The organism is Rufibacter ruber, from assembly GCF_014138425.1.
GTDB classification, from domain to species: domain Bacteria; phylum Bacteroidota; class Bacteroidia; order Cytophagales; family Hymenobacteraceae; genus Nibribacter; species Nibribacter ruber_C.
In genome coordinates, this window is record NZ_JACJIQ010000009.1 from 1 (window position 1) to 25,742 (window position 25,742).

20 protein-coding genes are annotated in these 25,742 nt (G+C 53.4%); 8 read left to right on the forward strand and 12 right to left on the reverse strand.

What is annotated here, in order from left to right; translation table 11 throughout:
• Positions 1–335: 335 nt before the first annotated feature.
• The 6 genes from FHS90_RS11720 to FHS90_RS11745 all read left to right on the forward strand — a co-directional run bounded on the left by FHS90_RS11720 (position 336) and on the right by FHS90_RS11745 (position 6,543).
• Positions 336–2,195, forward strand: a complete 1,860-nt coding sequence (locus tag FHS90_RS11720; RefSeq protein ID WP_182513188.1) for a S41 family peptidase — start codon at positions 336–338, stop codon at positions 2,193–2,195.
• 519 nt (positions 2,196–2,714) lie between these two features.
• Positions 2,715–3,095: a PH domain-containing protein gene (locus FHS90_RS11725; RefSeq protein WP_066831993.1), complete on the forward strand. Its 381-nt coding sequence runs from the start codon at positions 2,715–2,717 to the stop codon at positions 3,093–3,095.
• A 222-nt stretch (positions 3,096–3,317) separates the two neighbouring features.
• The gene (locus FHS90_RS11730; protein ID WP_182513189.1) at positions 3,318–3,704 is read left to right on the forward strand and encodes a methionine-R-sulfoxide reductase; all 387 of its coding nucleotides are present in this window, start codon (positions 3,318–3,320) and stop codon (positions 3,702–3,704) included.
• Positions 3,705–3,734: 30 nt separating this feature from the next.
• The gene (locus FHS90_RS11735; protein ID WP_182513190.1) at positions 3,735–4,211 is read left to right on the forward strand and encodes an AAA family ATPase; all 477 of its coding nucleotides are present in this window, start codon (positions 3,735–3,737) and stop codon (positions 4,209–4,211) included.
• The gene (locus FHS90_RS11740) at positions 4,204–4,518 is read left to right on the forward strand and encodes a peptide-methionine (R)-S-oxide reductase (protein WP_182513191.1); all 315 of its coding nucleotides are present in this window, start codon (positions 4,204–4,206) and stop codon (positions 4,516–4,518) included. The genes FHS90_RS11735 and FHS90_RS11740 overlap by 8 nt, the downstream gene beginning before the upstream one ends.
• A gap of 219 nt (positions 4,519–4,737) precedes the next feature.
• On the forward strand, positions 4,738–6,543 hold the full coding sequence (locus tag FHS90_RS11745) for a chloride channel protein (protein ID WP_182513192.1): 1,806 nt from the start codon (positions 4,738–4,740) through the stop codon (positions 6,541–6,543).
• 845 nt (positions 6,544–7,388) lie between these two features.
• Here FHS90_RS11745 and FHS90_RS11750 read toward each other — a convergent pair.
• Positions 7,389–9,851 carry an alpha/beta hydrolase family protein gene (locus FHS90_RS11750; protein ID WP_182513193.1) on the reverse strand — a complete coding sequence of 821 codons (2,463 nt, stop codon included), beginning with the start codon at positions 9,849–9,851 and terminating at the stop codon, positions 7,389–7,391.
• A gap of 812 nt (positions 9,852–10,663) precedes the next feature.
• Between FHS90_RS11750 and FHS90_RS11755 the strand changes: the two genes are divergently transcribed.
• Complete coding sequence (locus FHS90_RS11755) at positions 10,664–11,032, forward strand: hypothetical protein (protein ID WP_182513194.1); 369 nt, start codon at positions 10,664–10,666, stop codon at positions 11,030–11,032.
• A 163-nt stretch (positions 11,033–11,195) separates the two neighbouring features.
• Here the strand turns inward: FHS90_RS11755 and FHS90_RS11760 are convergent, their stop codons facing one another.
• From FHS90_RS11760 to hppD, 5 genes are all read right to left on the reverse strand, one after another.
• A complete protein-coding gene (locus FHS90_RS11760; protein WP_182513195.1) occupies positions 11,196–11,960 on the reverse strand; it encodes an MBL fold metallo-hydrolase in 765 nt (254 codons plus the stop codon).
• A 69-nt stretch (positions 11,961–12,029) separates the two neighbouring features.
• Entirely contained in the window at positions 12,030–12,512 is a 483-nt protein-coding gene (locus tag FHS90_RS11765; RefSeq protein WP_182513196.1) for a DUF6252 domain-containing protein, read from the reverse strand.
• A gap of 70 nt (positions 12,513–12,582) precedes the next feature.
• Positions 12,583–14,415, reverse strand: a complete 1,833-nt coding sequence (locus FHS90_RS11770) for a glycoside hydrolase family 2 (RefSeq protein ID WP_066829419.1) — start codon at positions 14,413–14,415, stop codon at positions 12,583–12,585.
• Between the two features lie 311 nt (positions 14,416–14,726).
• The gene (locus tag FHS90_RS11775; RefSeq protein WP_182513197.1) at positions 14,727–16,475 is read right to left on the reverse strand and encodes a phospho-sugar mutase; all 1,749 of its coding nucleotides are present in this window, start codon (positions 16,473–16,475) and stop codon (positions 14,727–14,729) included.
• A gap of 301 nt (positions 16,476–16,776) precedes the next feature.
• Positions 16,777–17,901, reverse strand: a complete 1,125-nt coding sequence (gene hppD, locus FHS90_RS11780) for a 4-hydroxyphenylpyruvate dioxygenase (RefSeq protein WP_182513198.1) — start codon at positions 17,899–17,901, stop codon at positions 16,777–16,779.
• 160 nt (positions 17,902–18,061) lie between these two features.
• On the opposite strand from hppD, the gene FHS90_RS11785 reads away from it, so the two are divergent.
• Entirely contained in the window at positions 18,062–18,463 is a 402-nt protein-coding gene (locus FHS90_RS11785) for a hypothetical protein (protein ID WP_182513199.1), read from the forward strand.
• A gap of 1,704 nt (positions 18,464–20,167) precedes the next feature.
• On the opposite strand, the gene trpS is transcribed toward FHS90_RS11785, so the two are convergent.
• From trpS to FHS90_RS11815, 6 genes are all read right to left on the reverse strand, one after another.
• Complete coding sequence (gene trpS / locus FHS90_RS11790; RefSeq protein ID WP_182513200.1) at positions 20,168–21,142, reverse strand: tryptophan--tRNA ligase; 975 nt, start codon at positions 21,140–21,142, stop codon at positions 20,168–20,170.
• A gap of 103 nt (positions 21,143–21,245) precedes the next feature.
• On the reverse strand, positions 21,246–21,902 hold the full coding sequence (locus tag FHS90_RS11795) for an alpha/beta fold hydrolase (protein WP_182513201.1): 657 nt from the start codon (positions 21,900–21,902) through the stop codon (positions 21,246–21,248).
• Between the two features lie 365 nt (positions 21,903–22,267).
• Positions 22,268–23,062 (reverse strand): queuosine precursor transporter, encoded by a 795-nt coding sequence (locus FHS90_RS11800; RefSeq protein ID WP_246386955.1) that lies wholly within the window; start codon positions 23,060–23,062, stop codon positions 22,268–22,270.
• 346 nt (positions 23,063–23,408) lie between these two features.
• Positions 23,409–24,326, reverse strand: coding sequence for a ribonuclease Z (locus FHS90_RS11805; RefSeq protein WP_182513202.1), 918 nt, complete (start codon positions 24,324–24,326; stop codon positions 23,409–23,411).
• Positions 24,327–24,349: 23 nt separating this feature from the next.
• Positions 24,350–24,727, reverse strand: a complete 378-nt coding sequence (locus FHS90_RS11810) for an STAS domain-containing protein (RefSeq protein ID WP_066624636.1) — start codon at positions 24,725–24,727, stop codon at positions 24,350–24,352.
• A 68-nt stretch (positions 24,728–24,795) separates the two neighbouring features.
• On the reverse strand, positions 24,796–25,731 hold the full coding sequence (locus FHS90_RS11815; protein WP_182513203.1) for a phosphoribosylaminoimidazolesuccinocarboxamide synthase: 936 nt from the start codon (positions 25,729–25,731) through the stop codon (positions 24,796–24,798).
• Positions 25,732–25,742: the final 11 nt, after the last annotated feature.

Below are 25,742 nucleotides of genomic sequence, written 5' to 3' on the forward strand. Positions count from 1 at the left end.
GTTCGGTTTTGACAAAAGCCACTTAAATAACAAGGACAAAACAGACTGTGTCCTTAACTTCGGCAGAATCGCAGCATAAACTGTCCGAAGTATTGTAAGAAAACGGCCCCAAAACAGATTTTTTCAGCAGACTAGTAAATAACTTGAGCAGGAAATATGGGGAGTGGCAGAACATTAGGGAGGGTTTCTCCCGTAGAAGCGCCAAACACATTTCCCGCTGGTATCATTGTTTCGGCGCAGCCGATGGGAAATGCCAACATGTTTCTGTTTCTTGTAGACGTTCCCACTGGCCGTTTGCGAAAGGCACAAACAAGCGAGGAGCTTTTCTGAATTCCATGACCGCATCTATACACTTTCTGGTTACATCTCTTTTTAATAAAATAGGCAGGGGCGGGTTGCTGCTGCTTATTGGTTTGTACCTGGTAACTCCCCTGGGAGTCGCCGCCCAGGATGGGTTTGAAACCGAGAAACAGCTGAACTACTTCCGGATCTGGGGCTTCGTAAAATATTTCCACCCGGCTTCGGCCCTGGGGCAGGTACAGGCAGATTCCCTGTTTTTGGCGTATCTGCCCAAAGTAGATTCGGCGGCCAACCAGAAGCAGGCCAACTTGGTTTTCCGGCAGCTGCTACGGGCCGTGGGCGTGCCTCAGGGGGAGAAGGTGAAGGCGCAGAAAAATGAACCTAAGGGAGCCTTCCTGCTCAAGAACCTGGACGAGGCCTGGCGCACCAAAAACAAATTTCTCTCTTCTGAAAACCGCAAACTGCTGGACCAGATCTTTGAGCACCGGTTTACCGGGGAGAAGCATTACTACACCTACGTGCGCAACAACCCCTTCGGCGGCACCATGCCGCATGAGCCCGAATACGCTTATAAGCCTGAGGAGAACCTGCCTTACCCGCTGCGCATGCTGGCCTTGGCCAAACTCAAAGCCTTTATAGATTACCTGTACCCTTACAAGCACTTGCTGGACGAGAACTGGGATGCCGTAGTGGGCCAGTACATCCCGCTGTTTGCCCAGTGCAGCAGCCGTGAACAGTATGAGCGGCTGCTGCTGGCCGTGAACGCCCGGCTAGATGACACGCAGGCATATCCGTTCTTCCGGCAGCTGCACTACCGCGAGAAACTGTTTAAGAACCATTTCTTTCCGCCGTTTGACTACCAGCTTGCCCAGCAGAAGATTATTGTGACCGCAATTATAGACGAGGCGCTCTGCAAACGGTCCAATATCAGGCGGGGAGATGTGATAGAGGCGCTGGACAGTGTGGCGGTGGGCGAGTGGGGGCAGGCGTTGAATGCCGTGCTGTCAGTGTCTAATGAATCAGCGCTGTGGGCGCGGGTGGGGGAGTGGGGAGACAACCTGCTGTTCCGGTCAGAAGACCCGGTCATGCAGGTGCGGCTCACGCGGGGCGAAGAGCAACTGACCACTACCCTTCGGCTGATGGACCCCAGTGCTTCGGCCAAGGCCAAACTCATTGACAGCTACTTTAAGAAGAAGCTGGCACCGCCGGCCAAGAAGAACAAAGGCCTGGTGTATGCGGCCAAGGGCATTGCTTATTTCAGGATTGATGACACGTTCAGGATGATCAAAGACGAAACATCTGAGGAGGACTTCCGCCTGATGGATTCTCTTTTTACCCGGGCGGCCAAGGGCAAGGGTATGATCTTTGACATGCGCGGCGAACCCGACAACAGTGATTTTGTCTACTACTACGCGTTCAAGAAATTTGGGAGGCCTAACCACTATTTTGCCCGGTACTACCAGCTGAACCCGCACCACCTGGGTACGTACCGGCTGCTCACCCAGCCCGAGGTGTATTACCCCACCGAGATTACCCCAGAAGATGTTGTCTACCCTGGCAAGGTGGTGCTCCTGGTGAACGGGGCCACCCACAGCATTGGCGAATGGCATACCATGAGTCTGCAGCGGCTCTTCCCCGGCAGCATCACGCTGGGCCAGCCATCTGCCGGCGCCGACGGGGACGTGAAGAAAATCACCCTGCCCGGCAATTACACGGTTGGCGTGTCTGGCAATGGCGTGTACTACCCCAACAATGCCGTTACCCAGCGCCTGGGTGTGCGGGTAGACGAGGAGGTGCAACCTACCGTGAAAGGTATTCTCCAGCGGCGAGACGAACTGCTGGAAAAGGCGGTGGAGTTGATCAACGGCGAAGGGAAAAACGAAGTGAAGGAGTAATCCTGCTCCGCCTGCAAAAGTACTTCCTGTTTCTGGCCTGTTTTTGCAATAACAGGCCAGAAACAGGAAGTACTTTTTTTAAGCTTTTAACCGTATCTTGTTAGCGGCTGCTCCGCCTTCAGTACATTTTAGATGGGTACAAACGTAAGGTTCTGGCTAGGAGTGGTGGCGAGCAGGTCTCCACGTTGATTTTTTAGGCCGCACCACCTCATGTTACCGGCTCCTAAGAGCTTGTATAAATTTTGATTTTGCAAGCGAAAACGGGGAGCGAAAGGTTCTGGCGTAGCGTTTTTTGAGCAGCATAGCAGCGCGCTATGGTGCGAGTCAACCGCGAAGTCAGGTTCTTTTGATACCCGTTTGCAGCGCAAAAGGCAAATTTAAACATGCTCTAAAGAACGAGACCTAATAAGAGCCATTTTTCTGCCATGGGAGGTCTGTAAAACGTTAAAGGCCTGCCCATCTTCTTTAGGTAAGTCAGTTATTTGAATCATATCCATTAACCTTAAACCTTATCAACTTATGGGTTTCTTTTCAGCCATTATGGGCAATGCGGGTACCGTGCGTCAGGAAGAGTTAGTAAAAGACTATGGTAGGCTTTTAACGCCGGGTGAGGAAATAGAACTGGGTTTCCGGCTGCTGCGCGACACTTTTATATTTACTACCAAACGGCTGATTCTGGTTGACCGGCAGGGGCTCACCGGGAGCAAGGTAGAATACCTTTCTATTGCCTACAAAAACATCTCCCGCTTCAGCATTGAAACCGCTGGCACCTTTGATCTGGATGCCGAACTCAAGATCTGGATCTCCAGTGAGCTGGAGCCCAGCATCAGGAAGAAGTTCAACAAGTCAGTGAATGTCTATGATGTGCAGAATGTACTGGCCCAGCATGTGTTAGGGTAAAAGAAAAACCATTTTTCCCGCCTGGGGAACGTTTAAACAGAAACTCCCAAAACAGATATGCCACTCATTTCCAATAGTGAGTGGCGTATCTGTTTTGGGGCTGTTTTCTGAAAAACAGCCCCAAAACGCACGTGCCGTATTCTGCCGTATCTTTGCCCCCCTGGAGACAAAGTAACGAGAAGCGCTAAAATCCAGTACAAATAGGGAAAGCAATCTACTATCATGACAACCGAAGATAAAAATTACAACGAGCTCACCCCGGAGGAGGAGTATGTGATCCTGCACAAAGGCACTGAGCGCCCTTTCACCGGAAAACTGTACACCACCAAAGAGCCGGGCACCTACATCTGCCGCCGCTGCAATGCGCCGCTGTACCGTTCTGAAGACAAATTTGAGTCGCACTGCGGCTGGCCGAGTTTTGATGATGAGATTCCGGGGTCGGTCACCCGCGTACCAGATGCTGACGGTAGGCGCACCGAGATTGTCTGCTCAAACTGTGGGGGCCATTTGGGGCACGTGTTCCTGGGCGAGAGGTTTACCTCCAAAAACACCCGCCACTGCGTGAATTCCATCTCCATGGCGTTTGTGCCGGCTACACAGGAGTCTTAAGGCGGTTCCCGCTACAGAAAGGGAGAACACGTGCAGGCGGTCATCTTCATAGGGATACAGGCGGCGGGCAAGTCTACGTTTTACCAGCAGCGGTTCTTTCACACCCACGTGCGCATCAGCCTGGACCTGATGCGCACCCGCCACCGCGAAAGCCAGTTCCTGAAAACCTGCCTGCAGACCAGCGCCAGGTTTGTGGTAGACAACACCAATCCGTTGCCGCAGGAGCGGAAGAAATACATTGATTTGGCCAAAGAAAAACGCTATGAGGTGGTGGCGTATTATTTTCACACCAGCCTGCCAGATGCGCTGCTCAGAAACCGGCAGCGGGAAGGGAAGGAGCGCATCAAAGACGTGGGGCTGTATGACTGCCAGAAGAAACTCACCCCGCCCAGCTTTACAGAAGGCTTTGACCAGATTTTCATGGTAAGATTGGCGGGTACTACGTTTGAGGTAGAAGAGTGGGACCGGCCAGAACCCCCAGACCCCAGCCAGAAGCCCTATGTTTGAAAACCGGAAAATAGAGTGGGAGAGGCAGGGGCGCGGGCAGGGCACCTACCACTGCCGCCGCTGCGGAGAGGCGTTGTTTTCGGCGCAGCAGAAGTTTGACTCTAAAACAGGCTTCCCCAGTTTTTGGGCCCACCTGGACGAAAACGTGCAGCAGCAACTGCTAACCACCTATGGCCGCGAAAGGATCCAGCTGCTCTGCCACCGGTGCGGGCTTCATCTGGGGCATCTTTTTCAGGATGAAAGAACGCCCAGCCGGGTGCGCTACTGCATCAATACAGATGCTGTGCAATGCCAGAAAGAAGGGTGAACTGAGTGAAAAAATAGGGGCGCAGGAAGTTCCGAACACAGTCGTCCGGATTTCTGTTTTTGGCCTGTTTTTCAGAAAACAGGCCAAAAACAGAAATCCGGGGGCTTTAATAGTTAATTTTACCCGGTGCAGGGGCAGTGAGTGAAAGCTGCCGCCGCCGTTTAGGGCGGTTCTGAGAAGACTGCCAGGCATTCCCACCAGAAGAGATAGAAGTTGTGCATGAGGAAATCACGAGCTGAAAGCCCCTTTTACAGAGCCGGTAGGGCGGCCGTTATCTGGTTGCAGCGCAAGTTGCCCCGTACGCAGCTGCTGCTGGTATTCAGCGTGCTGGTGGGCATAACGGCGGGGTTGGCGGCGGTTATCCTGAAGAACCTGGTCCATGCCATCAGAGAGCTGGTGTTGACCAACAGGCCCAGCTATTTCCAGAACCAGATCTACCTGCTGCTACCCATGATGGGGATTCTGCTCACGGTGCTGGTGATCAGGGTTTTCTTCCGGAACAGGTTTGAGCGGGGGGTGGCACGGGTGCTGGTGGCTATTTCCAGGAGGTCCAGTAAACTTCGGCGCAGCCAAATGTTTTCACATGTGCTCACCAGCGGCATTACCGTAGGCTTTGGGGGATCTGCGGGGCTGGAGTCGCCCATTGTAGTGACGGGCGCGGCCATTGGCTCCAATATGGGCAAGGCTCCTTTTTTCTCTTACAAAGAGCGCACGGTGCTGTTAGCCTGTGGCGCCGCGGCAGGCATTGCCGCGGTCTTCAATGCGCCGGTAGCAGGCCTGCTCTTTGCGCTGGAGATTCTGCTTACAGATGTGACCATTTCGGCTTTCATCCCGCTAATTCTGGCGTCTGTGTCTGGGGTGCTCTGCTCTACCATTCTAATGCGCGAAGAGGTGCTGTTCAGTTTCAGGTCACTGCAGCCGTTTGACTACCACAACCTGCCGTACTTTCTGCTGCTGGGAATCTTCTGCGGTCTGGTCTCTGTGTATTATGCCCAGGTCACCCTCAAGGTAGAGAGCCTCTTTCACAGAATGGGCGAAGAAAGCAGATTCACCAAAGCGCTGATTGGCGGGGCCATCCTGGGGCTATTGATATTTATATTTCCGCCGTTGTTTGGTGAAGGGTATGAGAGCATCAAAGCCCTCTCCCAGGGCCAGCTGCACACCCTCTTCCAGCCCGAGCTGTATGAGCAGATGCAGGACAACCGGTGGTTTGTGCTGTTCTTTGTGGGAGCCATTGCCCTGGTGAAAGTGGTGGCCACCTCGGTCACCCTGGCCGGGGGCGGAAACGGGGGCAATTTTGCGCCTTCCCTATTTGTGGGTGGCTACGTGGGGTTCTTTTTTTCGCGGCTGGTGAACATGGTTTCTTCTGTGCGCCTGCCCGAAGATAATTTTACCGTGGTAGGCATGGCGGGCATTCTGGCCGGGGTGATGTACGCGCCGCTCACCGGGGTGTTCCTGATTGCCGAAATCACCAACGGCTATGATCTGATTGTTCCCCTCATGGTGGTGGCGGCCACCAGCTACGCGCTGGTGCGCTGGTTTGAGCAGTTCCCCATGGACACCCGGGAGCTGGCCAAAAAAGGGCAGATCCTCACCCAAAACCGTGATCTCAACATCTTGCGCTCCATTTCGCTGGAGCAGCTCATTGAACGGAATTTCCATGAGCTGAGTCCGCAGACTTCTTTGGGGAAAATTGTGGAGGCCGTAACGCATACCAAGCGAAGCCTTTTTCCGGTGGTGTCACCGGAAGACAAACACCTGCAAGGGATCATCCTGCTAGATGACCTGAAGGAGGTCATGTTCAAACCGGAACTCTATGATCAGCTTACTGCCAGGCAACTGATGAAGCTCCCGCCCGAGTTTGTAGACATGCACGAGGAGATGCCCAGTGTAATGCACAAATTTGACCACACCGGCGCCTGGAACCTGCCGGTGGTAGACCAGGGCCAGTATGTGGGGTTTGTCTCAAAATCTGGGGTTTTTATGGCGTATAGAAGGTTTTTGCTGATGCAGTCTGAGAAGTAAGAGGGAGGTTTTTCTGAGTCATCTGATTAATGGAGTGGTGCTGGTTCACTGAAGGTTTAGTTGCTTTTTGATTAGGTGTTTGCTTGGGTAATCTGGTAGTTTTGTCAGGTGATCACATGATTGGTGCTGTTGGAATGCGTGGTTTGCTGTTCCCCTGGCTTTGGTGTTTGCTGCAGTGCCTCACTAGCTGTTTTGTTGAATTGCTGCTGTTGGAATGCTTGGTTCGCTGATCCCCTGGCCTTGCCGTTTGCTCCGGGGCGACATCACTTTTCTGTTTCATCTTTTCCGGTAAGCGCTCACGGCCGCGGGGCCCCGTCGTGGCGATTCGCACTGCTGCTTCTCTAAACCTTCGGTTTTGCTGCTAAAGCAGCACCGATAACCAGAGGCGCTCATCCCCACGACTGGGTTCTGTTCCTTTCCTGATCAGCTTCTCTTGCTTTGTCTGTCTCTGCAAACTGGTGCAGATCCGCTAGCCTGAGACGAGCCCGTGCTGCGCACATCAGTCATGGGCAGAAGTGTTTGCTGCTGATAATCTATTGCTAATTATTTGTTGCCACTTGTCAAGCTGTAGGTGGCTTGAGAAACATAGCAGAAGGATAGATCAGTTGAAGCAAAAAAGAGAGGGTTCCTTTGCGTGAAGGAACCCTCTCTTTTTGACTTAGAAGCTGTTTAGAGTTTAGACAGAAAGATGTTTTGCAGAGAATTTAATTTCTGTTTTCGGGCTGTTTTTCAGAAAACAGCCCGAAAACAGAAACCACTGGAATATGAAATACCTTATCCGGTAGCCTTTGCCTGGCAGTTACCAAAACTCTAAACAGCTTCTTTGTTTTCTCACCAGAAGACTTCTACCGCATGGTCTGCGGTTGGGGCTTGTTTTTTACATACTTCTCCAGCCACTGGTCCATCTCCCAGAGCATGTGCATGATTGATTCTTTGGCTCCGTAGCCGTGGCTCTCAGCGGGCAGTACTACATAGCGGGTGGTGGCGCCATGGCCTTTTAAGGCATTGTAGAAGCGCTCACTTTGGATGGGGAAAGTGCCGGAGTTGTTGTCGGCTTCCCCGTGAATGAGCAGGAGCGGGGTTTTGATCTTGTCAGCATAATTAAACGGCGACATTTTCGCATACACCTCAGGCGCCTGCCAGAACGTGCGTTCCTCAGCCTGGAATCCGAAGGGCGTTAAGGTGCGGTTATAGGCACCGCTTCTGGCAATACCGGCGGCAAACAAGTTAGAGTGGGCCAGTAAGTTTGCGGTCATGAAGGCCCCGTATGAATGACCTCCCACGCCTACGCGGGCAGGGTCAGCAATTCCCATTTTGGTGACTTCATCAATTGCCGCTTTGGCACTGGCCACCAACTGCTCAACGTAGGTGTCATTCGGTTCGGCATTGCCTTCGCCCACAATAGGAATGTCTGTACGGTCTAAAACGGCATAGCCTCTGGTAACCCAGAACAAGGGGGAGCCATAGCTGATGCGGGTAAACTCATACGGTGAACTTTTCACCTGTCCGGCCGCCGCGGCGTCTTTGAATTCCCGTGGGTACGCCCAAAGGAGCATAGGCAGACGGCCCTGTTCTTTTTTGTAGCCTTTGGGGGTGTACAGGGTGGCCGTGAGGGTAACCCCGTCATTGCGTTTGTAGGTGAGCAGTTGTTTCTCTACCCCAATCAATTCTGGGGCCGGATGCGGGAATTTGGTTACCGCTGTCAGTTTCTTAGCGCCAACGGTGCGAAGGAAATAATTGGGCGGGTCATTTTCAGATTCGCGGCGGGTAATAAACAGCCCTTTCTCTGGGTCCAGCACATCAACCGGACGCTCATAGTACGGTGCCTCTGACCGCCATAGAATGTCATTCTTACGGGTATTCAGGTTGAACTTGCTCAGGAAAGGGCGGTTTCCCTGCGGAGAACCTCCCTCACTGATCATGAACAGGTTGCCAGACTTGTCTGTGAGAAGAACGTTGCGGCCGTACTGGTTCTTTACCATGACAGGTGAACCCGGGTCTGTGTAAAGGTCTTCATAGGAGCGTTCCAGAAGCAGGGAGGGCTGGGCATTGGGTTGGCTGGGCTTTATACGGGTGCGGCGCTCCTGGCGGGTTCGCCACCAACGCTCTGTGACAATAGCCAAATCATTGTTGCCCCAGGTAATTCCGCTGTAACGGAGTTTAGTACCCGCAATGGCCACCGGTGCGGCGGTAAACGGAGCGGGCTGGGTGTACACCAGGTCCCTTACAGGCACCTCTTTTTTATCATCACCGCCATCCTGGGCTTCTACCCAGTACAAGGAAGCAGGTTGGTCAGGGCGCCAGGCCACATTTCTGGGGCCGGCCGCCACCGCATTAAAACCTACCGGAATATTTTCCCCCAACGGAATATCAGCGATCTGTTTCACCAGTTTCCCCTGGCGGTCCAGCACCTGAACCGAGTAGGGGAACAGGTAGGAGGGCACCAGGTAAGAGTAGGGGCGGTGGGTGGTAGCCACCAGCAGGTACTGCCCGTCTGGCGACACATCAAAGGACCGGATCACCCCCTGCACGCCCACCGGTGTCTGCTTTCCGTCTAAACTCACCTGCACCAATTGGCTGTTGAGGTAATAGTCAAAGAGGGCTTCATCCTGTCTATTCTTGAGCAGGTCCTGATAGGTGCGGGAAGGGGCAGTCTTGCCCAGGTTTTCCTGGATCACGGGACCTGCCGGGGTGGTGTTTGACTTGGGAGCCTCGCCGCGGGAGGGGTTTACAAGTTTCACCAACAAGGCTTTGCTGTCTGGAGTCCAGGTAAAAGCGTTCCCATAGGCATCATTCACCTGCGCTGCGGTCAGCTTCTTCACGGCTCTGTCCTGCACATTCAACACCCAGAGCTCAATGCCGTTGTGTGCGGTGTTGAGAAACGCCACCTGCTTCTCATCTGGTGACCAGGTGACATCAGAAATCTTGGGGTTGGACGGAAGGCCCTGTACCGGGAACTCCTGCCCCCCCTTTACTTTCTTCAGTAGAAGGCTGTTGAACGAAGATCCCCGGCTGGCACCGTTTACCGCCGGATTGATCCGGAGTCCGCCAATGCGGGCTTCAGGGGCAGCAACCTCTTCTATGGAAGGATAGCCCGGCCGCTCCATGACCAGCATCCATTCGCCTTTGGCGTCAAAGGATACGGACGGGGTGGCGGGGGCTTCAATCAGTTTGGCAATTGCCTCAGCGGGACGCTGGTACGTCACGTTTAAATCTTTGGGGCCTTGGGCTACCACGGGGCTGGACAAGGAGAGCGCCAGCAGCCAAAGAGCCACCTTAGGCCGTTTAGATAAGACTAAGTTTTTCATAAAAGTTTGTTTGTGTTGTAAGTAATAAGGCAGCGTACAGTAAGCGGTAATGTGACTCTCTCGCATTTGCTGAAAACAAGGGTTTCATTTTCAGAGTAAGAAATTCCTTTTCTTTGCTGAGGTACTAATATAGGTATTGGTCCTGAAAGAATTGCAGCCTTCAAATGAAACAGCAGCTGTTGGGAAGTAGCTGCTGCAGGTTCAGAAAGATATAGGGGGGCAACCATGAACGATCTTGTTCGTAACACACCCATCTTCTAAGAGTGGTATAAAGACATAGTAACTTCATTTCTGGCTTTATTCTTGTGTCAGCTACTCTAAAGTAACCGTTTCACCCTATTGGCTTCTATTTATGAAAAAGCAGTTTTACGTGCAGGCAGTGGTTTTAATCCTGTTTCTGGTAAGTACGGTTGGCTGTTCCAGCTCCAGAAATACCAGCAGCTCCCGCACTCCCTCCTCAACCAGAACATCTAAGAGCCAGCACCCCGGAGTACGCACAACAGGAATCTATTTGCCTGGTTCAGAACCATCAACCGCCGGAATGCCCCCGGGGCAGGCAAAAAAAGTAGTAGGTGCGCAGTCTGCCAAGGAGTTTGCCCCGGGGCAGCAGAAAAAGGCTTTGAAAGAAGGGAAGTATAAAGGCAAAAAGGGCAAGAAGGGAAAGAAAAAGTAAGTCTATGATTTACCGGTTCGGCTCCAGCTACGGTTTTCCCTTTTCATTCTTCCGGTAGACCAGCGTGGTGTCTCTACCTCTGATTTAGAACCAGCCTTTCTGCTCTGCGTACATAAACCAGAAACTAACCACTAGAACTATGGACACCAGAGACGAAGATAGGCAAAACCCAGATAGCCCCGGCAATATCCATGATGAGAGCCATCAGCGCAATGCACCCGGCAACCATCCAGACCCTACCGCTAAACGCAACATTGGGCCCGGGGGAGACACCGAACGCAATGACCAGAAAGATAAGCTGGAGAACCTGCACATTGGCGGTAATGAGATCACCGGCTACGGCGCGAATGACCGTACAGACACTGAGTCTTTTGCCCAAGGCCCCGGTTTTGAATTTGAGGGGAGCTATGAGGAGATGGACGGCAGCGTTAACGGCGTGCGAAGCTCAGACCAGCCTTTTGGCAGTGATGAGACAGAACCCTCTGAAAACGATCCCACCCGTATTTAACACTACTGCCTAACAAGAAAGCCGGACTTGCCCAAAAGCAGGTCCGGCTTTCTTGTTTTGTAACTCCTGTTTTCGGGCTGTTTTCAGAAAAACAGCCCGAAAACAGGAGTCTGCTCCAGTACTGCTGGCGCGGTGGTACGTGTGTGTGGGTACGAAAGAGACTTTATTTCTCAGGATACCACTGTAGGAGCCTCACCTCTATTTTTTTCTTCCCGTCTGCCACCAGCTGCTTGAAAGCTGCTACGTCACTTAACCCGTTTTGCCCGCGATAGTGATAGGGAATGACTACGTTAGGTTTAAAAGCCAGCACGGCCGCGGCGGCCTGGTTGATATCCATGGTGTAGGGGAGGTTCATGCACACAAACGCCACGTCAATGTCTTTGAGGGAACGCATTTCTGGGATGTCTTCTGTGTCACCGGACAGATAGATGCGCTTGCCCCCCATTTCCAGCACGTACCCGTTTCCGCGCCCTTTGGGGTGGCGGGAGTCGGCGGTTTCCGGGAGGTTGTACATGGGCACCGCCGTGATGGGGATGGAGAGCTGAGTGGTTTTTTCGCCGTTGGTCAGTACCACCGCCTTGGCCTTCATGCTTTCAGGAAGCTGGTTCACAACTGCCTGAGGGGCTATGATTCTGGCTTTGCTGGTATTCAGGGCTTCCAGGGTTTTCAGGTCCAGGTGGTCCCCGTGAATGTCTGTGATCAGGATGAGGTCCGGGTCGGTCATCCCGGCAAATGCTTTGGCACCGCCTGTAGGGTCTACATAAATGGTTTTATTGTCCCATTGCAGCGCCAGGCTGGCGTGCAGGATAGGCTGAACAGTAAGGGTGCCTTTTTTGGTTTCTATTTTTTCAGCCGGTGCCAGTTGCTGGGCCTGGGCCGTTCCTGCCAGCAGCAGGAGCAGGCAGACAAAGTATTTTTGAATAGTCATAGGTTACTTCTGGTTCTGTTATAAAGACAACTTGTAAGGCATAAGGTTTTTGTGGCTGCTCTGTCTCCTTTAAAAGGGCTCAAACCGCACGTCTGTAAATTTGCCTCCCGTGATGGTTTTGATGGAGGTTTGGCTGTCATTTTCGCCAACAAACTCAAAGGTGCCGGAAATGGTTCTGCTGGATTTATCAAATTTGGTGACATTGATGAGACAGTCTCCGTTCAGGAAAGAGCTCCACTGCTCATTGGAGTTGCCGCTCAGGTAGGTGCCTACCACAATCCCGCTGGAGTTGCCGGTAAAGGTGCCCGTGCCGGTCACATTGTCAATGGCAAGGGAAATTCCTTCGCCGCTGGCGCTTTCGCCCCCTAAGAGCAAGTCCTGGTACGCTTCATTGTAAGCCGCCGACACCCGGACGGCTTTCCAGTCCTGGCCGTTTATCTGGGCCGTGATGGTGCCAGCGGGGCCATTCTCCTCATGGTCATCTTCACTGCAGGCATTCAACAGAAGGCAGCACAGAAGGAGGGAGTGGAGCAGTAGTAGTTTAACTTTCATACGGTGGAAGGGAAGAGATGGAAAAAAGCTTGGGTGATCTTTTTTTGCAGAAAGATCACCCAAACCGGGACTATTTTCTGGAATTCAAAAGACCAGCCGGTACAGAGAGTTCGCCGGTGTGGGGGTCTATCAAACCGTTTCGCTCGTCTTCAATGTTGGTGGCCTGGGTATACACATCACCGGCTATAGGGCGTTTGCGCATCTCCTCCTTGAAGACCCTGATGCGGTCAGCGCGTTCCTCCAGGTCATTGGGCCCGCCGTAGTCAGAGAACCCGAAACCTCCCCATTCGCTAATGATCACGGGGGTCTGGCCCCGGTAGAAATACTGGTCCCCCACCACCAGTGGGAAAGCGGCAACCCCTTCCATCTGGCCTTCGGTGATCTGGTCAAGCACTTCACACCAGCGGTCCACCTCTGGGGTGTACACGTGGGCGGTCAGCATGTCTGACTTCAGCTTGCCTTCATACGAGATGTGCTGCCACCCGTCATTGTCTACCACCAGAAACTGCGGATACCTGATCTTCATGTAATGGAAGGTGTCCATGATGTACTGGCGGGTTTCTGGGTTGGTGGCAATGTCCTGGGCACCCCAGTCTTCATTGTAAAGGGACCAGATGATCACAGACGGGTTGGTCTCAATCAGGGCCAGCATTCTGAGGAGCTCTGCGTAATGGTTTTCCCGGCTCTTCTGGGTGGAGCTGTGCGGACTGGGGACTTCCACCCAAAGCAGGAGGCCAATTTCATCTGCCAGGTTGTAGATGCGCGGGTCAACCCCGGCTATGTGCACCCGCACCAGGTTGCAACCCAGTTCTTTCATGGCGTACATGTGGCGGCGCATTTCCTCATAGGTGGCGGTGCCGGGCTGGTACAGAATTCCGTCAATGTAAATCTCCTGGTTGTTCAGGTAGATATGACGGCCCCGCGCCTCAATTTTACGCATGCCAAAATGGCCCTGAATTTCGGCGGTGTAGCCGTTGGCGTCTATGAGCTGGGCCACCAGCCGGTACAGCTTTGGGTGCTCAGGGCTCCAGAGCTGGGCGTTAGGAATCTGCATGACCACGTTCTGGAGCTTTTGCCCTTCACTGAGCTTTAACAGGTAATCTGAGGTGGCAAACGGTTCAGGGCTGTCACTGTCCTGTTCAAACACCTGCAGCCGGAGCGTGTACATGCCGGGGTCATGAATGCGGGAAGTGAAGGTAAAGCGCACCAAGGAGTCTTCAATAATGCTCTGCACCCCAATGCGTGACCGCAGACGGTTGCGCTCAACGGTTTCCATCCAGACGCTGCGTACGGCACCGGTATAGGTCTGATACCAGATACCGCCCCGTTTGTACACGTGTGACTCCTGCTTTCCGCGCGGTATCTCAGCGTCCATGGTGTCTGCTATGCGTACGGTGAGCCAGTTCACGGGGAGCAGGTGTTCTTCGTTCAGCTCATACGAAAAGGAGGTGTACTCACCGTAGTGCACATCTTCGCCCTCAACTGAGGTCAGGAGCCGACCGTTGAGCCAGACCCTGGTTTCATAGCCGCACGCACCAAAAGTGATTTGGAACATGGTGTTCTCATTCTTTTCACCGCGCTGGGGCCTGGGGAATTCCCGCTCATACCACACCACCACTTTGTCATGCCACGCCGGCCCTTCTTGTATCTGGCCTTTGGCCTGAGCCAGGTGCTCTTCCACAGATCCAGGCCAGTTGGCGGTATGGGCATAGTTGTGGCCCAGAAACCAGGACTCGCGCAGGCCTCTGTCGTCGGTATCCAGCTCAAACTTCCATTCCCCGTCTAGCAGGAAATAGTTGTTGGGCCTGAGGATTGCCCGGGGCAAAGGATTTTGGTCTGGTTTGGCAATAGCGGCTTCTTCAAAGCTTTTGGTGGTGCTTAAATTGGGTTGCTGCGAACTCATAGGTCAAAGGTTTGAAAACAGTTTCAAAACAGGTTTCCTGTCTTTAACGGGAATCTTTGATCTCAGGTCATCAGAAGTGCCGAATAGTGCGGAGGAACAGAAAAGCCCGGGGCCGGGGAGGTTTCTGTACGTTCTGTTTTTGGCCTGTTTTTTCAAAATCAGGCTAAAAACAGAATGTACGGGAAGGGCGGCTGGCTTTTATTTCATATCTGTTTTCGGCCTGTTTTTCTGAAAACAGCCTGAAAACAGAAAACCCTTTTGGACGCATTCCAAAAGGGTTTTCTTGGGGTGACTAGTTGAGAAACTGAGGTCTACTTCAGCTTTAGATCAGAAATGATCTGCTGTATTTTCTGGTCCAGTTTCTGGCCCACCTGCTCAAACTCACCCGCAGTGGCCAACGGCTCCCGCACGCTGAAGTAGAATTTGATCTTTGGCTCAGTGCCAGACGGCCTGGCCGAAACCTTGGTGCCGTCTTCGGTGAGGAATTGGAGCACGTTGGAGCTCTCCAGGCCGGTAGCGGTTTCCTGGCCAGTCTTCAGGTTCTTTCTGAAGCCGGTCTTGTAGTCAATCACCTCCTCCACGTCTGAACCTGCAATGGTCTGGGGCGGGTTCTCGCGCAGCTCCTGCATCATCTCCTGAATTTCCTGGGCACCGCGGTGGCCTTTCTTGGTCAGGGAGATCAGGTCTTCTTTGTAGAAGCCAAACTCCTGGTACATCTGGATCATGAGCTCAAACAGGCTCTTGCCCTGGTCTTTGGCAGACGCCACCATTTCAGCAATCATGGCACAGGAAGAAACGGCATCTTTGTCCCGCACAAAGTCTCCCACCAAGAAGCCGTAGCTCTCTTCACCGCCGCAAATATACTGGGCCTCGCCTTCTTTGTCACGCATGATGGTGGCAATGTACTTGAAGCCGGTGAGGGTCTCATAGCAGTCTACGCCAAAGCCCTCAGCTACGCGGTTGATAAGGTCTGTGGTCACAATGGTATTCACCACGTATTCTTTGCCCGTGAGTTTGCCTGCTTTTTTCCAGGCCTGCAAGATGTAGTAGGTGAGCAGGGCGGCGGTTTGGTTCCCGTTGAGCAGCACCCATTCTCCTTTCTGGTCTTTCACGGCAATGCCCACGCGGTCTGCGTCTGGGTCAGTGGCCAGCACTAAATCAGCATCCAGTTCCCTTGCTTTTTGCATGGCCAGGTTCATGGCGTCTTTTTCCTCGGGGTTGGGGTACACTACCGTCGGGAAATTTCCATCTGGGGTAGCCTGCGCCTCCAGCACGTGCACATTGGTAAACCCAAAACGCTCCAGCGCGCGCGGTACTAAGGTGATACCCGTGCCGTGAATAGGGGTGAAGACAATTTTGAGGTCTTTCTGGCGCTGAATCATGGCCGGGTCTACTGACAGCGTGGCCACTTTGTCCAGGTACGCCTGGTCTACTTCGTCCAGAATGAACTCTATGTTCGCCTCATTGCGCTCAAACTTCACCTGCTCAACGCTCTGGATCTTGTTCACCTCGGCAATGATGTTCTTGTCATGCGGGGCGGTTACCTGCCCGCCGTCATTCCAGTAGGCCTTGTAGCCGTTGTATTCTTTGGGGTTGTGTGAAGCCGTCAAGACAACGCCGCTCTGGCAACCTAAATGCCTGATGGCGAAAGACAGCTCGGGCGTGGGCCTAAGCTCTTTGAAGAAGTACACTTTTATGCCGTTGGCGCTGAACACATCTGCCACCACGTTGGCAAACACATCTGAGTTGTTGCGGCTGTCATGAGCAATGGCCACGCTGATCTGCTGCTCCGGGAACGACTTGAGCAGGTAGTTGCTCAGCCCCTGCGTGGCCATGCCCACGGTGTAGCGGTTCATGCGGTTGCTGCCCACGCCCATGATGCCGCGCAGACCGCCGGTGCCAAACTCCAGGTCTTTGTAGAAGGAATCGGTGAGGGTGTCGGCGTCACCGGCGTCAATGATCTTCTGTAATTCAGCTTTGGTGTCGGCGTCATAGCCGCCTTCCAGCCACGCGTTGATTTTGGTCTGTACCGCCGGTTCCAGTGAAAGATGGTTTTCCATAGTGATAGTAGAGAAAAGGAAATGCGTTTTAGGCCTGTTTTTACGAAACCAGCCCCAAAACAGCTTCGTGTTTTTTGTATTTAATGGTTCAATAATAGTAAATTCTTTTTTCCCATCCGCACAGCGGAATGGAATGCCTGCTTTTAAGGTTTGCCACCCGTCTTCTGCCTGGATTGGCCGGGAGGAGGGTTGCCCGCCAATTACCGGCCGCAGGTAAACGAAAGTGCGTTTTTGGCCTGTTTTCTGAAAACGAGGCCAAAAACGCACCTACTGGTACTACTCAAAAAAGCGGGTACGGGTTTTATAAATTTCCGCGCAGCGCCTGTTCGCGCTCAATAGACTCAAACAGGGCCTTGAAATTGCCTTTCCCGAAGGATTTGGCCCCTTTGCGCTGAATGATCTCATAGAACACCGTGGGTCTGTCTTCTACGGGTTTGGTAAAGATCTGGAGCAGGTACCCCTCATTGTCACGGTCTACCAGAATGTTCAGGTCCTGGAGCGGTTTGAGGTCTTCATCAATGTTGCCCACGCGCTCCAGCAGGTCTTCATAATAGGAGCCGGGCACACTCAGGAATTCTACGCCGCGCCGCCGCAGTTCCCCCACGGTGTGCACAATGTCATCTGTGGCAATGGCAATGTGCTGCACGCCGGGGCCGTGGTAGAAGTCAAGGTACTCCTCAATCTGCGATTTCTTCTTGCCCTCAGCGGGCTCGTTGATGGGGAATTTCACGTAGCCGTTGCCGTTGCTCATCACCTTGCTCATGAGCGCCGAATACTCAGTGGAAATATCTTCATCATCAAAGGTGAGCAGCAGCTGGAAGCCCATTACCTGCGCGTAGAAATCTACCCACTGGTTCATCTCGCCCCAGCCCACGTTGCCCACGCAGTGGTCTACGTGTTTGAAGCCCACCGGCGTGATGGGCATGTTGCTTTTGCGGGCCACATAGCCGGGCATGAAGGCGCCGGTATAGTTCTTGCGCTCCACAAACGTGTGCACGGTTTCGCCATAGGTGTAGATAGAGGCGATTTTTACCTCGCCAAACTCATCTGTGAGGGTCTGTGGCTCCCCCGCCGATTTGGCCCCGCGCCGGGTGGTTTCCTCGTAGGCTTTGTACGCGTCTTCTACCCACAGCGCCATGACCTTTACGCCGTCACCGTGCAGGCGCACGTGCTCAGAAATAGCAGAATCTGGTTGCAAAGACGTGGTGAGCACCAGCCGCACCTTGCCTTGCTGCAACACATAAGAAGCCCGGTCGCGCACGCCTGTCTCTGGCCCGGCATAGGCCACCAGCTCATACCCAAACGCGCTTTGGTAGTAGTAGGCGCTCTGCTTGGCGTTGCCTACGTAGAACTCCAGGTAATCTGTGCCGTTGAGCGGCAGAAAGTCTACGGGGGTGTCTTTTTTTAAATCAGTGGCTGTCTCCATATGGTTGGTTATTTTTGGATGTTTCTGGAATTGAATACGGTAATTCCTGTAAAAATAGAAGAATAGTTGGCAAAAGCAAACAAGTGTTAGGCGGCTGATTTGCCCCGGTTACTTGTAAATTGTGTAAGTTGTTCCCAACTTTGGGAAAAATAAGATAGGCATGAATACCCAAGACTTGAATACTTCCCTTGTGGCCCTTATCCGGAAAAAGCAGGAATTAGGCCAGCTCTCGTACAATGATGACCGCTATGATGATGTAGAAGAGGAGCTGCATGACCAGGAAGACGACTTCAACGACAACTTCGGGGAGTATCTGGAGGAGGTGCTGGGTGATGTGCACCAGAAGCATTGTCCAGACACTGATGTGCTGCTGCCCACGGCTTATCTGCCAGAGGCGCTGAGCCCAGAGGGGCAGGTAGACATTACCGGCAAAGAAGGGGTTTGGGTGGAGGCTGATGCCTACCCGAACAAAGAAGCCCGCCTTTTGCTGGTGCCTAACCCCGCCCGGTTGATTCTGAGCGTGGGCAAGAACGTGCGGGAAGAAGTTTGGAGAGCGGAGTAAATCGTATCAAGTAGCACGTAGCACGTAGCAAGACTTTCATGAAACGGCTCCCGTGCGGGTTTTCCCCGCGCCGGAGCCGTTTCCGTTTTGGCCTGTTTTGGCGAAAATAGGCTTAGAACAGGGGTTTCCTGTAGTTTATTTGGTGCTTGCTGATGAATGAAACGCCAGTTTTAGAGTTGTAGTGCTTAGTTTGTTCTTGCTTTGGCTGTGCGGCCTTTGCCGTTTGCAATGCGTTGTCTGCTGTTTTCTTGGCTGGTTGAGGCTGCCTTGGCTGTTGGATGAGGTGCCTTATAGTCATGCTGCTGCAGGGGTAATGCGTAGTTCGCTGTCCCCTTGGCTTTGGCGTTTGACGCGTTGGTTTAGTAACTGTGCTGTTTCATCTTTTCCGGTAAGCGCTCACGGCCGCGGGGCCCCGTCCTGGCGGTGAGCACTGCTGTTAAAACTAGGCCCTCCGGCCTTGCCGCTGAAGCGGCACCGTATTAACAGAGGCGCTCACCGTCAGGACTGGTTTCTGTTCCCCTCCTGATCAGCTTCTCTTGCTATGACCGCCTCTGCAGGTAACTGTTGCTGATCCGCTAGCCTGAGGCGAGCCCGTGCTGCGCACATCAGCCAGGGGCAGAAGTGCTAATTTAACTGAGGTGCCACTAGCAGAAGTGTTGATTGTTCATTGTTGTTTGTTGGTTTACATATTGCTGCTTGCCTGCCGCTTTCTCTGGTTCAAGTTTCCAACTTGGACCTGTGGTGGCGGAAGCTTTCAGCTTCCATGAGGCGGCAGCCTCACATTACTTCTGCTTCTTCTGCCCCCTATGGCGCGGAAGTTACTTCCGTGCCTTCTAACGCTGCCAGATACTCCCCCTTTGAAGGGGGCGAAGGGGGATGTTTACACAGGAGGACGCGCATTGCTGTAGGGGCGCGTAGCATACGCCCCCACGCATTCCCGAACACCCCCCCTTGGAGGCAGAGGGCTTTTACTTTCTCCGCTTTTCGCGATTTGCAATCCCGAATCAAAACTCCCCGCGGATTTGCAATCCGCAGTAATAGTTGTTCAAAGGCGGCGTAACGGGGATTACAAATCCCCTCAGTAGCTGCTTCCGGATTGTAAATCCGGAAGAGCGGCGTGATGGGCGGTCTCTGGCTGCCCTCGCGGCACGGCTGCGAGATCAGGCAAGGCATTACTGCCTCATTCGTGCTGAACTGCCTAAGAAGAAAAGAAAGGGCTCAGAACTCAAGACTCAGAACTCAGAACTCAGGACTCAGAACTCATGACTCAAGACCCAGGACTCACTCCGATATTCCCCCTTTGAAGGGGGCGAAGGGGGATGTTGACACCTGCCGGTCCACGTATGCCAGATACTCCTCTCCCGGGAGGGGTAGGGGTGGGTTCCACGCATGGCTGATCTTATCTCGGTTACCGGCCAGTCTGGAGCCTCGTCCCATCCTTTGGCGCGAGACGGGAGCCTCGCGCCAGTTCCTTCTTCCAATAAACAGCCACGTACCGTCAGCAATTTTTGGGAGCGTCTGAAGGACCTGGATCGACTGAAACATCTTCTTGGCTACCTCCATCCAGAAATCAATGGAATCTACTAAATCTAAGAGCAGACAGTTATGTGTCTTGACCAAAACCGATAAAAACAGAAAAGCTCCTGTTCTTAGCAAACAGGAGCTTTTTATCTTGATACGTGATACACGCTACGTGATACGCTGCTAAAACCCCAGCTTCTCCCGGACCTTCTTCAATACAGGGGCACCAATGGCGCGCGCTTTGGCGGCACCTTCGGCCAGTTTGGCGTCTAGTTCGGGGAGGTTGTTCATGTAGTAGTTGAAGCGCTCCCGGGGGGCTGCGTATTTCTCCAGAATCAGATCAAAGAGGGCTTGTTTTGCGTGACCGTACCCAAAGCCGCCCGCCAAATACTTCTGGCGCAGGTCCTCCACCTGCTCAGGCGAGCCTAGCAGCGAGTACAGCTTAAAGGTATTGTCCGTTTCAGGGTCTTTGGGCTCTTCCAGGGTTTTGCTGTCAGAAACAACGCTCATGACGCGCTTGCGCAGCTCCTTGTCTGGCAGGAAAATATCAAGGGTGTTGCCGTATGACTTGCTCATTTTGTCACCGTTAATGCCCGGTACCGTCATCACGTTCTCGTCTACCTTCGCCTCTGGCAGCACAAACACCTCGCCGTAGAGATGGTTAAACGTGCTGGCAATGTCACGGGTGATCTCCAGGTGCTGCACCTGGTCTTTGCCCACGGGTACAAACTCAGCGTCATAGAGCAGAATATCAGCGGCCATGAGCACAGGATAGGTGAACAGGCCGGCATTGACATCTGCCAGGCCGCGGCGCGCCGATTTGTCTTTGAACGAGTGAGCGTTGGCCAGCATGGGGTAAGGGGCGAAGCAGCTCAGATACCACGTCAGCTCGGTCACCTCCGGCACGTCACTCTGGCGGTAGAAAATATGCTTGTCTGTGTCCAGGCCAAATGCCAGCCAGGCCGCGGCCACCGCGTAGGTGTTCATTCTGCGTTCCTGCGCATCTCTGATAGAGGTGAGGGAGTGCAGGTCGGCAATGAAGTACAACGATTCGTTCTCAGCCTTCTTAGAAAGCTCAATCGCGGGGAGAATGGCACCCAGCAGGTTGCCCAGGTGCGGGCGGCCACTGCTTTGGATGCCGGTAAGGATTCTAGCCATGGGTTCAGTACTGTTAATTTGTACAAAGTAAGCAATTGCCGCCCAAACCCCGAAAGCCGATGCTGTTTTTGGCCTGTTTTTCAGAAAATAGGCCAAAAACAGCCTACCGCAGGTGCTGGTTGAGCAGGGCGCTTATTTCCGCCGCGCGGCTCATCACCATCAGGTGCTCCCCGCCCTCCATCAGGTGCACCCGGGGGACAAGCGGCACCGGCAAGATCTTGTCGCGGGTGCCGTGTATGATCACCAGCTGCTCAGACGCTTCTGCCCGGTGCTGCCAACCAAGAATGGCGGTGAGGGACCAGCGCAGAAAGTCAAGGTCGGTGTCCTGGATGATAGAGCGGAAGACCTGCTTCTCCAGCGGCGACTTCGCCCCAAAAAGCCATTCGCCGGGTGCCGGGAAGGATTTGGCCCATTGAAAAGGGAGCCACTTCTGTAGGCGCAGCAAGCCGCCCGCGCGGTAGTACCAGGGCAGCTGCGGGGTATGGGCCAGGCTGGAGAGCAGAATAACTTTTTGGGTGGGGATCAGCTTGGCCAGCTCCTGGGCCACCATGCCGCCAAAGCTCAGGCCAATGAGCACCGCCGGCGCTGAACGGTCCTGAATCTGGGGCAAAACCTGCTGGGCGTACTGCGCCAGCGTGGCATGCGGCGCCGGCGTAACCCATTTCACCACCACCGGGTTTGGGTGCTGCAACCGTAAAAACTGGAACAGCCGTTCATCTGCGCCCAGGCCGCTGAGCAGGTACAAAGGAGGGAAAGCCATGCACAAAGATAGCCACCCTTTGTTGATACCCCACTGCGGTTGCCTTGAGCGGTACCTTAGTTTTCTGTTTTGGGGCTGTTTTGAGAAAAACGGCTCCAAAACAGAAACCCCGGAGGGGGAGAAAGCCCACCGTGGCCACCAAACCCAGCGCCTCAGGTGCAGCAGCCATAGGGTTGGGTTGTGTTTCGGCCCAGGGCCGAAAAGAAAATGCCGCCGCGCATCTGCCGGGCCTACGCCAGCATCACTGCCGCGTCACCCACAGCCTTTGGTAGAACCTCACATCTGCCGCCGCAAAGGTTCCTTTTTCTGCTGCGCCGTATCTGCGTTTTTAGCCTGTTTTCAGAAAAATATGCCGGAAACAGAAATTAGTCTTTGGAGATGAAGGTGTCAAAAGGAACGTCTTGGTCGTTGGCCAGGTACCGGTCAATCACCCCGTGCGCCAGGTACAGCAGGGGCGTGAGCAGCACCGCCACCGTAAACTTGTACAGGTAGTTGATCACCGAGACAGACAGCACCAGCGTGAGGCTCCAGTCCCCGAAAAGATAGAACGCAATAAACAGCACCACCACCGTGTCTACCAGCTGGGAGACCAGGGTGGAGCCGGTGGCCCTGAGCCAGATCTTGCGGCTTCCGGTCAGGTGTTTGAGCCAATGGAACACGTGCGCGTCCAGCAGCTGCCCCACCAAAAAAGCGACCAGCGAACCCACTATGATTCCAAGGCCCTGCCGGAAAACCCTGTTGTACGCATAGTCCATGTCAAACGGCGCGCCGTTGGGGCCCTGGCTGTTCACCTCCTGCCAGAATGGTGCGGGTGGCAGCCAGGTGGCGGCTACAATCACTACAAAGGCGTAGGCAATTAAACCCGCCGTCAGGAAACTGATCCGTTTCACCCCGTCTTTCCCGAAGTACTCATTGATGATGTCGGTGGTGATGAACACAACCGGCCAGATGATGACCCCGGCGGTCAGGTTAAAGTCGAACTTGGTGCCGAGCACGGGGATCTGGGCGCCTGCCAGGCCAAACACGCCTTCGCCCGAGAAGATCTTTACCCCAATCAGTTCTGCCAGCAAGGCATTGGTTAAAAAAATGCCGCTCAGCACCATGAACAACTGGCGTTTCCTGAAACCCATTGAAGACTTGAATGTGCCGGAGTTTTGCATAAAGTTTAAATTGTGAACCGGTTGCGTGGTTCCTGTTTCCCTGGTGCCTGGCAAAGTGCCTCTGGCGCAAGCGCCCAGCCCTGCCAGCGTTTTAGGGCTACTTTTTAGAAAACAGCCCCAAAACAGGAGCTTAACATGATGCGCAGAGTTCTGCACCCATTACAAAAGGGAGCTCTCCACTGCTTCTGGCTCTAATCCAGTGCTAAAGTAAACAGGAGCACCGAAAGCAGAAAATTTCTAGCTAGGCGACAACTTTGTTTTCCTTCCCATGAGGAGGAACAGAAGTACCGCCTCTTGTGAGAAGTGGGCGAATGAAAAAGGAGTGGGGGCACGTTAAACCAGAAGGCTATTCCAGTACGCTCACCGTCTTGCCCTCAGTGGCCAGGTTGGTATTGGGGAAAATTGCCTGCGCTTCCTCCAGCAGGGGAGTGAGGTCTTTGTAGCGGGTGGAGAAATGGCCAAGCAGCAGCCGTTTCACCTGGGCTTTTGCGGCCAGGGTAGCGGCCTGGGCGGCGGTGCTGTGAAAGGTGTACTCGGCCCGGGCGGCCATCTCCTGGAGGAACGTAGACTCATGGTAGAGCAGGTCAACCCCAGAGATGTAAGGGAGAATATCTTCTTTGCACCTGGTGTCTGCGCAGTACGCGTAGCTGCGGCTGCGTTTGGGATCAGTGGTCACGTCAGCATTCCGCACCAGTACCTCGCCATTTTCAGTAAAGATGTCTTCTCCCCACTTGAGCCGCACCAGTTGCGGGGGCGTGAGAAAATCAGGCAGTTTGGACTTTAGTAAGTGGCGGGGCTTTTGTTTTTCCCTGAACAGATAGCCGCAGCAAGGCACCCGGTGCTGCATGGGCAGCGAGTGCACCGTCATGAACTTATCTTCAAAGATCTTGGTGAAGGCCGTGGTGTCTACCTCATTGAAATGGATGGGGTAGGTGAGTTGGGTGCCGCCGTACTTGAACTGAAGGGTAAGTATTTCAGCCAGGCCCCTGGGGCCGAAGAGGTGGAGGGGGCCTGTGCGCTGCTGCAGGTGCATGGTGGAAAGCAAACCTGCCAGCCCAAAGTAGTGGTCACCGTGCAGGTGACTGATGAAGATGTTACAAATGCGCTGATGCTTTACTTTGTATCGCATCAGCTGCATTTGTGTACCTTCGCCGCAATCAATCAGATTGATTTGGTTCCCAACCGTGAGCAGTTGGGCAGTATTGAAACGGTCTGGAGAGGGTAGGGCCGAAGCGGAACCAAGAATTTTCAGTTCAAAATCCAAGCTGTCTCCCCCTTAAACCTGAACTATTCTTCCTTGTTGGTAAGATCACTCTCAATCTCGTGCAGGAACACGCGGTCAATGCCTTCTTCAACGGTAGGCAGAATGTTCAACACAGACTCCAGCTTAGAGATGGTGATCAGCTTGGTCACGTGCTCCTGCAGGCCGGTCAGGATCAGAACCCCGCCAGAAGAGTTGCAAAGACGGTTGGCAATCAGGATTGAAGAAAGCCCTGATGAATCTGTATATTTTACGTTGGTAAGATCTAAGATCAAGTTAGTGATACCTTCTGCATTCAACTTCACAAATTCAGACTTCAAATCAGGGGCGATTGTGGTGTCGAGTTTCTTTTCATCTATGGTGATGATAGTGTAATTCTCTTTTTTATCAATTGTGTACTTCATAAGTAACAGCAAAAAGGTTTAGAATGCGAATTTACCAAAAATTGGTGGAATATCTCTAACAAAGTATGTTAAAAAATGTTTACGGCAATGCTCTGCTGCAGCGTATCTGGCTGGCTGGCATAATCTTGGGGAATGAACTTCTCCCCCAGCACCTGCTCGTACAATTCAATGTAACGCTGCGAGATCTCCGTTATTTTGTCATCAGTCATTTCAGGGACCTGCTGCCCCTCTTTTCCCTGAAAACCATTTTCAATCAACCATTGACGTACAAACTCCTTTGAAAGTTGCCGTTGCGGCTGCCCTGCATTTTGCCGGTCTTCATAACCTTCTGAATAAAAGAACCTTGAGGAGTCTGGGGTATGAATTTCATCAATCACCATAATCGTGCCATCGGCTTTGCCGAATTCATATTTGGTGTCCACCAGAATGAGCCCGCGCTCTGCGGCCAACTCAGAACCCCGCTTGAAGAGTGCCCGGGTGTAGGCTTCTAGCTGCAGGTAGTCTTCTTCTGACACAATACCCTGTCTCAGGATTTCCTCCCGGGAGATGTCTTCATCATGGCCTTCGGCAGCCTTGGTGGTGGGGGTGATGATGGGCTCCGGGAACGGATCGTTTTCGCGCAGGCCGTCTGGCATGGCCACCCCGCAGAGCAAGCGTTTCCCCGCGCTGTACTCCCGCCACGCATGGCCGGCTAAATAGCCCCTGATCACCATCTCTACTTTAAAGGTTTCGCACTGGCGGCCAATGGTTACGTTGGGCGCCGGCTGGCTTATGACCCAGTTGGGGACCACATTGGCGGTTGCCGCCAAGAACTTGGCCGCTATCTGGTTGAGCACCTGTCCTTTGTAGGGGATGGCCCGCGGCAATACCACATCAAACGCTGAGATGCGGTCTGTGGCCACCATGGCTAACTTGTCTTTGAAGTAATAAACATCCCGTACCTTGCCTCTGTAAAAGCCGGTCTGCTCAGGAAAGTGGAAGTTGGTTTCTTTTAACGCTTGCATACAAATGGGCT